General features: G+C 56.4%; 11 protein-coding genes. 4 read left to right on the top strand and 7 right to left on the bottom strand.

Features of this window, described 5'->3' with window-relative positions; translation table 11 throughout:
• Positions 1-222: 222 nt before the first annotated feature.
• Together ACMXYJ_RS24475 and ACMXYJ_RS24470 are read left to right on the top strand one after the other, a co-directional pair.
• A complete protein-coding gene (locus tag ACMXYJ_RS24475) occupies positions 223-609 on the top strand; it encodes a DUF6124 family protein (RefSeq protein WP_415757265.1) in 387 nt (128 codons plus the stop codon).
• 33 nt (positions 610-642) lie between these two features.
• A complete protein-coding gene (locus tag ACMXYJ_RS24470) occupies positions 643-897 on the top strand; it encodes a hypothetical protein (RefSeq protein ID WP_033061103.1) in 255 nt (84 codons plus the stop codon).
• Positions 898-1,235: 338 nt separating this feature from the next.
• On the opposite strand, the gene ACMXYJ_RS24465 is transcribed toward ACMXYJ_RS24470, so the two are convergent.
• Together ACMXYJ_RS24465 and ACMXYJ_RS24460 are read right to left on the bottom strand one after the other, a co-directional pair.
• Positions 1,236-2,387 carry an MFS transporter gene (locus ACMXYJ_RS24465; RefSeq protein WP_056740119.1) on the bottom strand — a complete coding sequence of 384 codons (1,152 nt, stop codon included), beginning with the start codon at positions 2,385-2,387 and terminating at the stop codon, positions 1,236-1,238.
• A 138-nt stretch (positions 2,388-2,525) separates the two neighbouring features.
• Positions 2,526-2,777, bottom strand: a complete 252-nt coding sequence (locus tag ACMXYJ_RS24460) for a hypothetical protein (protein WP_415757264.1) — start codon at positions 2,775-2,777, stop codon at positions 2,526-2,528.
• A gap of 93 nt (positions 2,778-2,870) precedes the next feature.
• Between ACMXYJ_RS24460 and ACMXYJ_RS24455 the strand changes: the two genes are divergently transcribed.
• Complete coding sequence (locus ACMXYJ_RS24455; RefSeq protein WP_415757263.1) at positions 2,871-3,647, top strand: AraC family transcriptional regulator; 777 nt, start codon at positions 2,871-2,873, stop codon at positions 3,645-3,647.
• A gap of 6 nt (positions 3,648-3,653) precedes the next feature.
• Here ACMXYJ_RS24455 and ACMXYJ_RS24450 read toward each other — a convergent pair whose 3' ends face one another.
• The 5 genes from ACMXYJ_RS24450 to tssI all read right to left on the bottom strand — a co-directional run bounded on the left by ACMXYJ_RS24450 (position 3,654) and on the right by tssI (position 11,630).
• A complete protein-coding gene (locus tag ACMXYJ_RS24450) occupies positions 3,654-3,869 on the bottom strand; it encodes a hypothetical protein (RefSeq protein ID WP_415757262.1) in 216 nt (71 codons plus the stop codon).
• A gap of 43 nt (positions 3,870-3,912) precedes the next feature.
• The gene (locus ACMXYJ_RS24445; RefSeq protein ID WP_415760800.1) at positions 3,913-4,734 is read right to left on the bottom strand and encodes a tetratricopeptide repeat protein; all 822 of its coding nucleotides are present in this window, start codon (positions 4,732-4,734) and stop codon (positions 3,913-3,915) included.
• Between the two features lie 124 nt (positions 4,735-4,858).
• Positions 4,859-5,968, bottom strand: a complete 1,110-nt coding sequence (locus ACMXYJ_RS24440; RefSeq protein WP_415757261.1) for a T6SS immunity protein Tli4 family protein — start codon at positions 5,966-5,968, stop codon at positions 4,859-4,861.
• A complete protein-coding gene (locus ACMXYJ_RS24435) occupies positions 5,965-9,204 on the bottom strand; it encodes a phospholipase D-like domain-containing protein (protein ID WP_415757260.1) in 3,240 nt (1,079 codons plus the stop codon). Before ACMXYJ_RS24435 ends, ACMXYJ_RS24440 begins: the two co-directional genes overlap by 4 nt.
• A 2-nt stretch (positions 9,205-9,206) precedes the next feature.
• On the bottom strand, positions 9,207-11,630 hold the full coding sequence (gene tssI, locus ACMXYJ_RS24430) for a type VI secretion system tip protein VgrG (protein ID WP_415757259.1): 2,424 nt from the start codon (positions 11,628-11,630) through the stop codon (positions 9,207-9,209).
• Positions 11,631-11,918: 288 nt separating this feature from the next.
• On the opposite strand from tssI, the gene ACMXYJ_RS24425 reads away from it, so the two are divergent.
• A complete protein-coding gene (locus ACMXYJ_RS24425; protein WP_415757258.1) occupies positions 11,919-12,911 on the top strand; it encodes a diaminopimelate epimerase in 993 nt (330 codons plus the stop codon).
• Positions 12,912-13,001 lie beyond the last annotated feature (90 nt).

Here is a 13,001-nt window from a genome sequence, read left to right as displayed (position 1 = left end):
GACGCTGCCTACTTGGGTTGTAGAAGTTTCTTACAGTAACTAGGAAGAGCCAAAAAATATTAATCTGGCGAGAATCATTTAATTACACAGATGTTCATTTATTTGATTAATTAAATAGAATTTTCTGGTAATAAATCTACCGGTCCGCCGTGTATAGCCGTCACCCAATCCTGGTTGAGGGCAAGAGACGGGCGCTTTCTTACCCTTGCAAGGAGCTCCGGCATGAAAAAGATCACTTCAATCGCAATCGAACCGTCAGGCCTTCCGGCCGACGACAACGTCGATTCATCCAGTCCCGCCAAAGTCACCGAACAACTCGTCAGCGTGCCCCTGCGCACTCACACACCTCCCAAATCTGCCAACTATTTCTTCGCCGTCGTTCCGGATGTCGACACGGAATCCCTGCTCTGTCACGCCTCTGAAACCCTCGCCTCCCTCAGTGTCATGGCCACCGATCTCGCCCGTGAACTGGAAGGCCCTCGTCGCCATGTCATTGTGGGTATTCAGCAACTGTCCGCGCTGGGCGAATTGCTGGTCAATCGAGCGCTGGACAACCTGGAACCGCCCCGGGGATCGTCTGAAGGTCGTCCAACTGCCAGCGCTGAATAATCGTGTGCCTTTACCCAATGGAGGTTTTTCATCATGGATCGATACATGCCTATCACTGGCATCGACTGCAACATCCCATCATTGCTGATCGACACTGAAGCACCACTGGACGTGTTGCATGAAACCGCGGCCTACCGCATTCGTACCGCAACGCAACTGCTGGAGAGCATTGCGTTTGGCGAGGGTGTCCACAGTGAGCTGGCGCGGGTGTTGGTGACTTCACTGCGCGATGGCTGTGATTTGATGGATGTCGTCGGACGACGATTGCAGGGGCAGGTTTCAGCGTAGAAAAAGGGCGCCTTTCGGCGCCCCGTTACAAACAGTTCGGCTGGTCGTCGTCCTGATTGCCACCACTCATGCACAAGGTCATCAGCGGATAGGCAGGGGTGCAAAAACCTGTGTAGCGCCGCTGGTTTCGGTGATGGACATACGCTGAAGTAAAGAAGAGTCGCAGGTTCTGTGCAAACCTGAGCCTTGCCTGGTGATTGTTCCGTACCGATAGATACGGAACATTTTTTATTATGAAAAATGTCTTTTTTAGTGTGTGGCTCAGTTGCTGAGAGAGTGTCAGATTTTTTGTGTTCACAGAAGATCCCCTGTGGGAGCGAGCTTGCTCGCGATGCTTTTCAGACTTTCAATACCTTCCCGCCAATGGCCACCGCCACCAGCAACACCGCCATCAACCCGAAGGCAAAACTCAAACTGCTGCCATGGGCGATAAACCCGATCAACGCAGGCCCCGCAAGAATGCCCGCGTAACCCAGCGTGGTAATGGCCGGCACGGCGACGCTTTCGGGCATCACCGTCTGTTTACCCACTGCGGTGTACAGCACCGGCACAATGTTCGAACAACCCGCCCCCAACAATGCATAACCCACCAGCGCCGCTTCCCAGCTCGGGGCGAAGGTCGCCACAAACAGGCCCGCCGCGGCCGTCAACCCACCGAATACAATCACCCGGGTAGCGCCGAGACGACGCACGATCGAATCACCGGTCAGACGTCCGACGGTCATGGTCAACGCAAACGCCGCGTAACCCAGTCCCGCATAAGCGGTGTCGATCCCGCGCTCCTGCGCCAGGAACACCGCGCTCCAGTCGAGCGCCGCGCCTTCGGCGAGGAACACGATGAAACACATCCCGCCGATGAACAGCACGATGCCATGGGGAACGGCAAACGCCGGCCCCGAACTTTCGCTGCCGTAAGGCAATAGGTGCGGCGCGGCCTTGGCCAGGGCGATCAGCAGCATCACGATCACCACCAGCGTCGCCCCCAGCGGTGAAACTCCGAAGCCGAGCAGGGCGCTGACGCCCGCTGCACCGACAATCCCGCCAAGGCTGAACAGCCCATGGAAACCCGACATCATGGTCTTGCCGCTGGCCCGTTCGACGATCACCGCTTGCAGGTTCACCGTCGAATCCACTGTGCCAAGGCCCGCGCCGAACATGAACAACGCAGCAATCAACGCCGGAATCGACGTCACCGTCGCCAACAGCGGCAGGGCCGCACAGATCAGCAACACCCCGGCGCTCACCACCCGGCGACAGCCGAAACGCGTGGCCAGAAGCCCCGCCATCGGCATCGCCAGAATCGACCCCACCCCCAGGCACAACAGCAGCAAACCGAGCGTCCCTTCATCCAGCCCGGCCCGAGCCTTGGCGTAGGGCACCAGCGGTGCCCATGCTGCAATGCCGAAACCGGCAATGAAAAAGGCGATGCGCGTGGACATCTGTTCCAGGCGTCCGGGAACAAATGCGGTTTGAGTGTTGAGGTTGGTCATATCAATCCTTGGCAAAAAACGTCGCGTACCCAAGGGACAGTGATCGACCTGCGAGGGTTCGATCAGCGTCCGCCCAGGTTCGCGGTGAGGCAGGGTGACATCCTTGCACAGCCTGACCCTCCATCGCGAGCGCGGCTGTCAGTGCCCTTCGCACAATCCGCGCAGGCGCTCGTCGCGCACCTGCAGAATCTCGAACAAACTCAATGCCCGTAACGCCGGCAAAGCCTCGACGATGTCGTGCTCGGCCAGACGCCGCTGTTCTTCGCTGGCACCCGGATCGGCAAGCCTGCGCGCATTGATCAGAAAAGCCCCGACCGTGCCTTTGCGCACAGCAATGCCGTTGAATTGGCCTTGGTCGAGATGGTCGGGAAGCAGGTCTTCAGCGCGCATAAGAGTGTTCCTCTGTTGAATGAGTGTTCAGCCTAAAGGGTTGTTCATGGCTAAACTGCGTCATCCAGGTCATTCGATAACGTAAAACTGCCAATGGTCAAACCGCTGATATCCACCGAGCTGGCGCAGTCTTCCACGGCGGCGCGGGTGATCGCCGTCACTCAGGACAGCCCCGTCGAGCGCCAAAGTGCCTTGCACCAGCATGCCCGCGGCCAGTTGCTGGGGGCACGGCGCGGTTTGTTGTCCGTGGACGCGGCAGATCATCATTGGGTGGTGCCGGCCACCCACGCGGTGTGGATTCCGCCGGACTGCCTGCACGGCTTGCGCTCCCACGGCCCGTTTCATGGCTGGAGTGTCTATGTGGCGCCGCCGGCCTGTGCCGAGTTGCCGGAGCAACCGTGCATCATCGTGACCACCGGTCTGCTCCGAGAGGCCGTCGACCGCGCTGCGACCTGGGGGCAGGGCGCCCTTGATGAGCGACAGGAGCGTGTCGCCCAACTCATTCTCGATGAAATCGCCGCATCGCCCGCCGAACCTTTCGGCCTGCCGCTGCCTTACGATCCGCGATTGCGCCGGATCACTCAGGCGTTGGTCGATGACCTGGCAGACAACCGCTCACTGGACCAATGGGCGCAGTGGGGCGGGGTGTCGGCGCGAACCCTGGCCCGACGCTTCGTCAGCGAAACCGGCTTCACCTTCAGCCAATGGCGCCAGCGCGCGCGGTTGTTGCGCGCGCTGGAGCTTTTGGCGGCAGGAGAGGCCGTGACGATGATTGCGTTGGAGCTGGGTTATGAAAACGTCAGCGCGTTTATTGCGATGTTTCGACGAACGTTCGGGGTGACGCCGGGGCGGTATTTTGCTGAGTCTTGAAGGGTTTTATTCGGCGTTATCTTTTGGCCAGCAAATCGCAACCACGCCACCGGCCAAGCTCAAGAAAAAGAGCACTTTGGCCGCCATGAATGCGACATCCACGTCACCGGAAACCCTTCCACCGCCAGAGGCTGCGCCAGCGATACCGCCCAGTCCGATCAGTGCACTGAAAATTGAAATGGCCAGCAATATGGCGGCGAGTATTCCGAGTGTTTTACGCATGATGTAGCTCCTTGATTGATGGGTCTTCCATGGGGGATTCGGGTTATAGCGATGGGCGCTGATCCGGGTGTTCGGCGTCGAAGCCTTGTTTGGGATGGGCGGGTAGCGGGTGGTCTTTCATGAGGTTTGGGGCGCGCAGTTCTGGATCTTCTTTCAGCTGAACACGTAATTGTTTGTACAACGCATCCTGCTTCTCATCCGGTCGGTACCACATAGCGTCATGAGGAAGAGAGTCCTTATCGAAGATGTCTGCCATCACCAACGCGGCGCCAGCGTGCCCCTGCGATACAGCGATCTGATAAAAACTCAGTGCCTTCGGGTAGTTGTGGGCAACAATATTGTAATAATCGCCTAACTCATAGTTTGCTTGCCCATACCCTTGGTCAGCGGCGCACTGTGTAATCTTAAGACCAAGCTCGATATTTTTTGCCTCGTAAATGTAGCGTTTGCCAAGCTCTGTCTGGGCCGCCGGGTTCCCTAGTTTTGCGGCTTTGTTTAGAAACGCGATGCCGTCGGAGGCTGGGTTGGTGACTCCTGTCGTATTACCTATCATTGCCGCCATGTCGTAGTAACCCTGCGGAATATTCAGCTCCACCATCTTCTGATAGAGATCAAGGGCTTTCTGCGTATCTTTTTCTACGCCACCTGGCCAGCCCGTTCTGTAAAGAGCCGCAAGGTTGTGCATGGCCTTCCAATGATTTCGCTCGGCAGCTTTCGAGTACAGATCAACAATTCGATCCCAAGGTCTGAGCGTATCGGGTTTGGCTAGCAACGCGGCCTCTCGGTACCAAGCATCAGCGTCAGGATCGATAGCTGGCAAGTTGTCGACTTCATGGACGCATATATAGGAGGCAGACGTAGCCATCGCTGAACCTCCAATGCTGATAGATAAGGCGAACACGAAAAAGAGGGCGAATTGATTCATTAAAAGCGATATCCATCTCATAAATAAATCCATCCTCCTTTTCCACTGAAATCGTACGGCGTGATTACTGAGACTTGATGCTCTCAGTCAATTTCAAGAACCGCGGAACCACCGCTTCGGGTGGCGGCGTCAGGTCTTTCAGTCCATCGGTGCCTTGCTTGAATGTGAACATCTGCACGGCCATCAATGGACTGGCAAGTCCACCGACATGTGCAATGGCAAACCAGGCGCGTTCCTGCTCGCCGGACTCGGGGCGAGGGTCCAGGCGCCAGCCTTCCAGTGTGGTCATCCGCTCACCAAAATAAAACTTCTCCATGATCTTCGACTTTTTCCATTTTTCCGCGTCGTAGCCTGGGCGGTGATCGGTGTCGTAGGTGCCTGTGGTGGCTTTGGTTGGATCATCTTGCGAGGAGTTGATGATGCTCATGATTACGTTCGGCGTGCTGGTGAAGCGCAGGCTGTTTTTGACGCTGAAACCGGTTTTTCCATCGTCGTGGATGAAGCCGTAGGGGATGCAGACGCCGGGGCCTTTGGGGACTTGATAGAGGTCGCGCGGTTCGAAGCGGGCGATCAAGTCTTTGATGCGTTGTGCGGAATCGGCAGCAGGGTTGTTCATGCTGAAGTAGTAAATGCGTGAATTGCGCCATAGCAAAAATTCGTGCGGTGTTGATTTACTGCCCAGAACGTAAGCATCGGGAATACCCAAGTCATGTTCGTGGATCGTTGCTTGGGTGATCGACTGTTCCAGCTTGTTGATATCGTTTTTCTGATTGGTGACGTCCGCTGACGCGTAGTTCGAATCTTCCAGGTCTTTCAAAATTCTTTTGTTCGAGTCCAGATCCTTTTGCAGCGATTTCTTGAAGTCTTCAGATTTTCGAAAAATGTAGTTGCGCTGCCGATCAAGTTTCTCGCGGTCTACCTTTTGGCTGACTCGGATGACCAACCCGTCGTAGTCGTATGCAATGGAGTCGTCAACAGCGCTAATTTCCTTGCTGAATGAATGTCCTCCCCCTTCACTGATTTGACTGCGGCTGAACGTGAAGGTCGCCCATTCCATCCCTTCGGGACTATCGAACGTGATACGGCCCAGGCATTCAGGTCGGGACGGCTCAGCTAGAACGAATGTTGCCGGCAATAACGTGAGGGCGAAAGGTATTGCCAGGAGAAATTTCATGACCGTTGTGTTCCATCTTTTGAAGAGTCTTGTTTGCTGGCTACCATCACGCTGGAGGCTTTTTCGGGAATATCCGCAATGATGGTCAGGTTAAGACCGGAGTCATTGTTTTCTCCTCGTGTCCAGTTTGTAGGTAACGCAGTAATGAATCCTTTGATTCCTAGAGGGGGTTTAAATTTTTTCTCAGGAGTCAAATTAGAGCTTTCCCAAAAGCTTTTCTCATATGGCATAGGTGATGCCAACTTCCCGCCAACTTTTGGCTCATTCAATGCTCTATATATCCAGGTGGGCCAAAGGGATGCAGGAACACCCTTCTTGTACCTTCCTCGCATTTCTCCTTCAGACGTTTGTACTTGGCTTTTATCCTGTGGAATGAAATCGAAAACTTTGTTGTATGCAGTTGTGTTGTCCTGGGCTCGTAACTGTATTTTTTTCCAGGTTTCTTCCGCTGCTGGTTGATCAAGATAGTCAGTTAGGCCCTTGGCCGGTTCGATTGATGAATTTTTCGTCAAGCTCAACGCAAAGTGCTTTTTCCATAAATCTCTACGTAATGTGTTTATCGATCTTCCGACCTGATGATCGTGCTTGCCGTCCAGTTTGATCGGGATGGATTCACTATCTCTTACAATTACCGCCAATTCCGAGTCGCGGGTGCCGCATTGACTTCGATCATTAATATTGGCGCTACCCAAAATGGCAACGCGGTCATCTGCAATCAATAATTTACTGTGAATGTATATTTGTTCGGTAACCACCCGACCATCGAGGGTGTCCCAAGTTCTTAAGTTTAGTAAGGTCAGGTATTTGGACCAATCCTGTTGTGCATACACTGGCACTTCGTCTCGATCCTTGCGCTCGACAATTTTCTCAGCCTCCGCACGTGTGCTCTTGCGATCCATCATCGCCTTTATCGCCATATGTCGCTGAATGCGTTTCACCAGGCTTTGGTCGCCAAACACCAGACTCTGCATGGTCAAGTGAACCTGATGCATGAGGTTCAGTACGTTCAACGCGCCTTCAGGGTGTACCGGCAAAATAAGGTAAACATGGAACGGTCGATCTTCTTCAATTGCCCGCCCAATCCGGTCAGCAAGGGCTTTGCCTATGGTGTTTGTGAGTTTCACTTCTTTGCCGAGTTTTCTGGTAAGCCAGCCCTGCGCATTGGTTTGCCAGATAGCGAAGAACCCATCGAGAAACTTTCGAGCCTCTTCATTGCGCTGTTTGCCGATAGCGTTGACTTCCTGCCAGTTGATTTCGGCAAAGTCTTCCTTTTCCAAAGCTTTTCGCAGGTTGATTCGCGCTACATAGTCCTGCCGCAAACTGGACGGGTCGCGCAGACTGGCCATCGGTCCGGACAATGGTTTGCCATCCAGCAGCTCCCCCTCATCCCCAAAATCGGTCTGAAAGAACTGGTTCTCGATGTAGATGAAATGCTGCGAACTCGAGATGGCCTGCAACATGGCGCTGTGGCAGTTGGCCTGGACGCCGCCGGTATTGATGCCGGGAGGGACTGGCAGGTGGACGTTGGATTTGCTTCGGCCTTTAGCCTCTTGGGCGGTCATGTTGGCTGAGGCGCTACGTAACACTTGCACGCTGACGCCGCCGCGGAGCATTTCCGGTGGTGTCGGGAGGGATTGCGGCTGGTTGATCCACACTGGCTTAGGCGTGGGCAGGTTCAGTTGGATACGGTTGTTCAGGTCCAGGTGATTGGTCAGTCCGGCATCTTTGGCGAGCATGTTCAGCCATTCCATGACCGCCACGATAACGTTGGTTTTTTCCAGTTTCTTGATGTCGGCAATGTACGCCTGCTGGCCATTCCAGCGGTCGATGAAGTTGCGTGACAAGTCATAGACTGACGGACCTTCGATACGACTGTGGACATCCTGCCACGGCATGCGCGGCTGATCATCGGCCAGTCGACTGTAGTCTGAAGAGGCCAGCGGCTGTGGCTTGTGCTCGAGGTAGTAGAACGGTTCCTCGCGGTTTTCCAGGCGGCTCTGCAGCAGCGCATAGAAGTGTCCGAGCAGGGATGTGCCGACTTCGTTGATGTCGTTCAACCAACCCATTTTCTCTGCCGGCAGAGCGTCGTAGCCTTTATCGCAGAACATCGCGATCATCCGGCCCAGGTCGGTGGCGCTCATCCATTTGTTGATCAGCTCATAGCTTTTCAAGCGCAGGGCCGCTTGCAGGTTACCAACGGTGCCTTCGACTTCTCTGATCCAGACTTTCACCTGGCCTTTCAAGGGTTCAGCGATGGGCAGGTTTTCCCAGTTGCGTTTGATCAGCGCCGATATCTGTCGAATAACCGCGTCGGTCAGGTATTTTCTGGTTGAAGCCAACGGGTCGATTGCACCGATCTGTTCCTTGAAGCTGTTGCCGGCCTTGGACATCCATTCGATAGCGGGTGCCGCCGGGCTGGCGAAGAAGTTCTGAATGGTCGCGCCGGCGTTGATGACGCCATCGGTGGCAGGCAACGGCACTTTGACGACGCCCGGCAGGACAGGGACGTGACCGGCCGGCCTGGACAAGTCGAACAGCGTGGCCATCAGCAGGCCGGTGCGGCTGACGTGCTTGTGCATGTCCATCCAGCCCAGGTGCGGGATGCCGGGATTGTAGGCGTCGTTGCCCTGGCGCGAGCGAGCGTCGAGGCTGAAGTTGTTGTCATCGCGTCGGCCGTAGGCAAGGTCAATGCCGCCGACGTAGCCGATCTTGTTGTCGATCACCACGCACTTCTGGTGATGGGAAAAGGTCGAGCCCAGGCCTTTCATGTCGCTCTGCTGGATCGCCGGGGTACAGAACGCCCGAGCACCTTTCAGGCCGGCATTGAGCTGAAAGATCGCCAGCATGGTTTCGAAATCATGGGTGCCGACACTTGCCGCCGGACTCAGCCAGGGCATGACGAAGACTTTCAGCGTCGGATTGGCCTTGAGTGCATTGTGAAGGCATTCCCAAAGGCTTTGTTTTCCATCCAGCGTCACGTCGTAGTTGATCTGCCAACCGGTGATGAAGATGGATTTTGTTGCTCCGGCAATCGCGCCGGCGAGGTCCTTGTAGTAGTCCTCGCCGGTGGTGAAAAAACGTACTTGGTTGCCGCTGCGTTTGGGGGCGAATGCGGATTCGTCCTGAATAAAGAAATCCGGCGCATTGACCGCCGGCAGGGCTTTGCCCTCGGCGGTGTTGATCTGGCTGATTTCTTTGTGGCGAATGCCGTTATAAGGCGTTGCGGAATTCGTCATGGTCATTCATCCCTGGCTTGCAGTTGGCTGTACAGATCGCCTTCAACGAGCAAATCCTGTTTGCTGCGTTCGTTGTTCGCGGTGCTGATAGTGCGGTGTTTTGTGCTGTCATGAAAGTCCAGCGCGGCGAGGGCGAAGCGCTCCTTGTCAGCCGCCGAGGGCTCTTGGTGAAGCGCGACCGGCACGCGTTGGCCCGGATAACACAGCCACAACGGGCCTTTCTGTGAATAGGCTTCGGATAGCTTGAGGCGTTGCGGCTCATCGATATTGACCCGCCCGTCTTCGCCGGTCATACCTTCGAGCAGCGGTTTATCTTCGCCGTCCTGAACGATCTTCCAGGAGGTGTGGGCCAATGGAAAACCTTCATCGCCAGGGACATCAGTCAACTTGATGTCGAAAAAGTACTCCTTTGGCTTGGATTCCAGTTTAGGCGGCACAATCCCGGGTTGGGCCGTTCCCAGCAGATTGCCAGCCGCCGCTGACGGGGCGGGTATCGGCAACACCGGCATCAAAATCGCAATCCCGGAACCATTCCCGGCAGCACCGCCTGCATTAATTTTCACCACCGGCCCAACCACGGTAATACCACCGGCATCCAGCTTGATGAAGCTCCCGCCAGCCTTGACCGTGAGTTCCATGCCAGCCTCAATCACCATTTTGTCGCCCGCTTTCAAGTGAATCTCTTTGCCCGCGCTCATCAATTGCGCGGTACCCAGTTTGATGTGCTGGTTTTGGCCGACAGTGAGGTGATCGTTGGCTTTCACTTCTACCTTACGATCCGCAATCGTGGTGCGATGTTCTTCGGCCTTCAGCTCGGTGTAGGTGTTCTGCTCGACCGTGTCGTGTCGCTCATTACCCACGCGAATCTTCTGATCGTGCTCAACGTTTTCATCCCAATCCCGCTGGGCATGAATAAAGATCTGCTCGGCACCTTTCTTGTCTTCAATCCGCAGTTCATTAAACCCGCCGCCACCCGGTGAGCTGAGGGTTTTGAACACGCTGCGAGTCTTGTTCGCCGGCAAATCGTACGGAACCTGGTTTTCCTTGTGATACAGGCAACCGGTCACCACGGGCTGGTCGGGATCACCTTCGAGGAAGGTGACGAGCACTTCCATGCCAATGCGCGGAATGGCGATGGCGCCATAGCGGTCGCCGGCCCAACTCGAAGAAACACGCATCCAGCAGCTGGTTTTGTCATCAGCCAAACCTTCGCGGTCCCAGTGAAATTGCACCTTGATCCGGCCGTACTGGTCGCAGTGAATCTCTTCGCCTTTAGGGCCGGTGACCATGGCGGTCTGGCTGCCGAGTACACGCGGTTTCGGATGTTCCAGCGCCGGGCGGTAGAACACGTCCCACGGGGTGGCGAGGAAGCGGTTGCGGTAGCCCTGGTGGAAGTCGTCCTTTTGGTCGGTAGTGTCGCTGGTCACCGACTCTTCTAGGACTTGCGGTTGTTTGCCTTCGTGGAAGATTTCGGTGAGCAGCCAGAGGTCGTTCCACTCGGTGCGCGGGTGGTCGGACATTTCCAGGAAGTGGCCACTGACCAGGGTGGTCTGATCGCTTTTGCCTTCGGCCTGACGGTAGTCGGCGCGGTGGCGTTCGAGGGCGCGTTGGCTGAGGAATTTACCGCGTGCGCGGTCGATGAAGCGGCCGGGGTAGTCGTAGTCTTCGAGGTCCGGTTCATCGCTTTGCGCCTCGGGTTTGTAGGCGGATTCGAGTTGCAGGCGTGGTTTTTCGAAGTCGTAGTCGCGGCGGGTGACGCGGCCGGTGCGGGTTTCCAGGCGCAGTTTGAAGCCTTTGATTACCGGCTCGTCGGCGACCATGCCGCTGCCTTGCACATACGCCGTGGGCTGCCCGAGTTTAGGGAACACGGTCTGATCGTCGCCGAACACCAACAGATGACCTTTGGAGCTGTGCTGGAAGTGGTAGTGAATGCCTTCCTCTTCGCACAGGCGCTGGACGAAGTGCAGGTCGGTTTCGTCGTACTGCACGCAGTAGTCGCGGTCCGGGCAGGGTTGGCTGAGTTGGAAGCTGTAGGCGTTGGCCTTGATGCCGTGTTCGTCGAGGATCAGCGCGATGATTTTCGGCGCGGACATCTGCTGGTAGATGCGCTGGTTGGTGCGGTGGTGCAGGTATTGCAGTTGCGGCACCAGGGAGATTTTGTAGCGGGTCAGGCGTTTGCCGGCATCGCCTTGGGCGACGCGGTAGATCTGGCCGTGGATGCCACTGCCTTTATCGTCCATCGCGAGAAACGCCTGTTTGTGCAGCAGGGTTTCCAGGTCGAGGTCGGGGTTTTCGCTGACCAGTTCCAGGTCGAAGCGATACGGCTGGCTGATGCCTTCGGTGCCGGTGAACGACAGCACTTGCAGGTCGCCGACGTAGTCTTCAACGGTCAGGCTGAAATGGGTCAGGTTGGCAGGGCTGAACATCTCGGACTCCTTGAGGTGTTGCTGGCGTTCCATGAAGTTCTGCGTCCACGCGAAGGCGTAAATCAGAACCGTGCGGGATCATAAAGGTTAAAAGTTGCGCAAAAAGTTGCGCACATGGGCTGAGAGGGCCGGCCTGTCTGTTCGTAGTGGTGTTGATACAAGATGTTTCTTGGCGAAGTGCTATCACTTTCTCCCTGGAAAGAGTGCTTTTTCAGGCTTGCAGCGTGATTGCAGGCCTGCTGAAGCATTAGAGTGGGCGCCGCCCCAAGAGATAAAAAAGGACCGGTAATGGCGCAGTTCTACGATGCACGCGGCAATATTTATGGTGTGGTGTCTCCCGCAGCGGTGCGTCGCGCCGGTGTCGACTTGCCGACAACGGCCGGGCAGGCCGTGTCGTCCCGGGCGGTCTGGAGTCGGCAAGCGGTGGATGCATTCTGCGAATGGCCGTCGCATACGCGTCCCGCCAATGCCAAGTCGCATCGCTGCGATGGCTTGCTGATCGGGCCGTTTCAAGACTCGCCACCGTTTGACCTGCTGATCGTCAACACCGACGGCACGCTCGCCGAGCGCAGTGGCAACGGGCTGACGATTTTCTCTCAGGCCCTGAGTGAGCAAGGGCTGCTGCCGAGGGACGAGGTTTGTTTGCTCAGGGTTCATCACGACAAGGCTGATGCGGTTTCGCCTGTGGACACTTCGGTGAAACCGGCCGAGGTCGAGGGTGTGAAAGGCTTCTGGCTGGATTTGGGAAAACCCTCGTTCGGGCCGGACGCGGTGGGGGCTAAAAGGGTTGAAAGCGTGCTGTTGAACGGTCGCGATGTCAGCCATGTGCAGCCGTTGTCGGCGCTCGACCCCGCCTGGTCTCGAAGCCAGTTTGTGCGCATCGGCAATCCACATTGTGTGACGCTTTTACAAAGCGCCGATGCATTGCCGAGCAATGAGCAGATGCGCGAACCGCGATTGTCCGAAGGGTTGACGCGTATCGCTTACGCCATGCCGACCGGAGCAGGGGAGCCGTGTGCTGCTGGCGTGAATCTGCAATGGGCGATGCTTGAATCCGAGGGGCGAGTGGTTGCGCGGGTGTTTGAGCGTGGAGAAGGGCCGACGGCGTCGTCGGGCACCAGCGCCAGTGCGGTGGCTTGCGCGGCGTGGCGGGTGGGTTGGGTCAGCGCCGGGGAGGTGAAAGTGGTCATGCCCGGTGGTACGGCGCCGATTCTTCTAGAAGAAGAGTCGGGGGAGTTGAGTCGGGTCAGTCTGTTTGGTACGGCTCGATTAATGGATTGAATTCAAGATTGCCTTCGCGAGCAGGCTCGCTCCCACAGGGGATTTGTGAACGACACAGATCCAATGTGGGAGCGAGCCTGCTCGCGAAGG

The organism is Pseudomonas arabinosi, from assembly GCF_047758675.1.
In the GTDB taxonomy this organism is placed as follows: Bacteria; Pseudomonadota; Gammaproteobacteria; order Pseudomonadales; family Pseudomonadaceae; genus Aquipseudomonas; species Aquipseudomonas arabinosi.
Note: the sequence above shows the minus strand (reverse complement) of the source record. Positions and strands in the feature narration are given on the sequence as shown.

Coding starts and splice junctions, on each gene's coding strand:
- ACMXYJ_RS24475 (WP_415757265.1), top strand. CDS start 223: ATGAAAAAGATCACTTCAATCGCAATCGAACCGTCAGGCCTTCCGGCC.
- ACMXYJ_RS24470 (WP_033061103.1), top strand. CDS start 643: ATGGATCGATACATGCCTATCACTGGCATCGACTGCAACATCCCATCA.
- ACMXYJ_RS24465 (WP_056740119.1), bottom strand. CDS start 2,387: ATGACCAACCTCAACACTCAAACCGCATTTGTTCCCGGACGCCTGGAA.
- ACMXYJ_RS24460 (WP_415757264.1), bottom strand. CDS start 2,777: ATGCGCGCTGAAGACCTGCTTCCCGACCATCTCGACCAAGGCCAATTC.
- ACMXYJ_RS24455 (WP_415757263.1), top strand. CDS start 2,871: ATGGTCAAACCGCTGATATCCACCGAGCTGGCGCAGTCTTCCACGGCG.
- ACMXYJ_RS24450 (WP_415757262.1), bottom strand. CDS start 3,869: ATGCGTAAAACACTCGGAATACTCGCCGCCATATTGCTGGCCATTTCA.
- ACMXYJ_RS24445 (WP_415760800.1), bottom strand. CDS start 4,734: ATGGCTACGTCTGCCTCCTATATATGCGTCCATGAAGTCGACAACTTG.
- ACMXYJ_RS24440 (WP_415757261.1), bottom strand. CDS start 5,968: ATGAAATTTCTCCTGGCAATACCTTTCGCCCTCACGTTATTGCCGGCA.
- ACMXYJ_RS24435 (WP_415757260.1), bottom strand. CDS start 9,204: ATGACGAATTCCGCAACGCCTTATAACGGCATTCGCCACAAAGAAATC.
- tssI (WP_415757259.1), bottom strand. CDS start 11,630: ATGTTCAGCCCTGCCAACCTGACCCATTTCAGCCTGACCGTTGAAGAC.
- ACMXYJ_RS24425 (WP_415757258.1), top strand. CDS start 11,919: ATGGCGCAGTTCTACGATGCACGCGGCAATATTTATGGTGTGGTGTCT.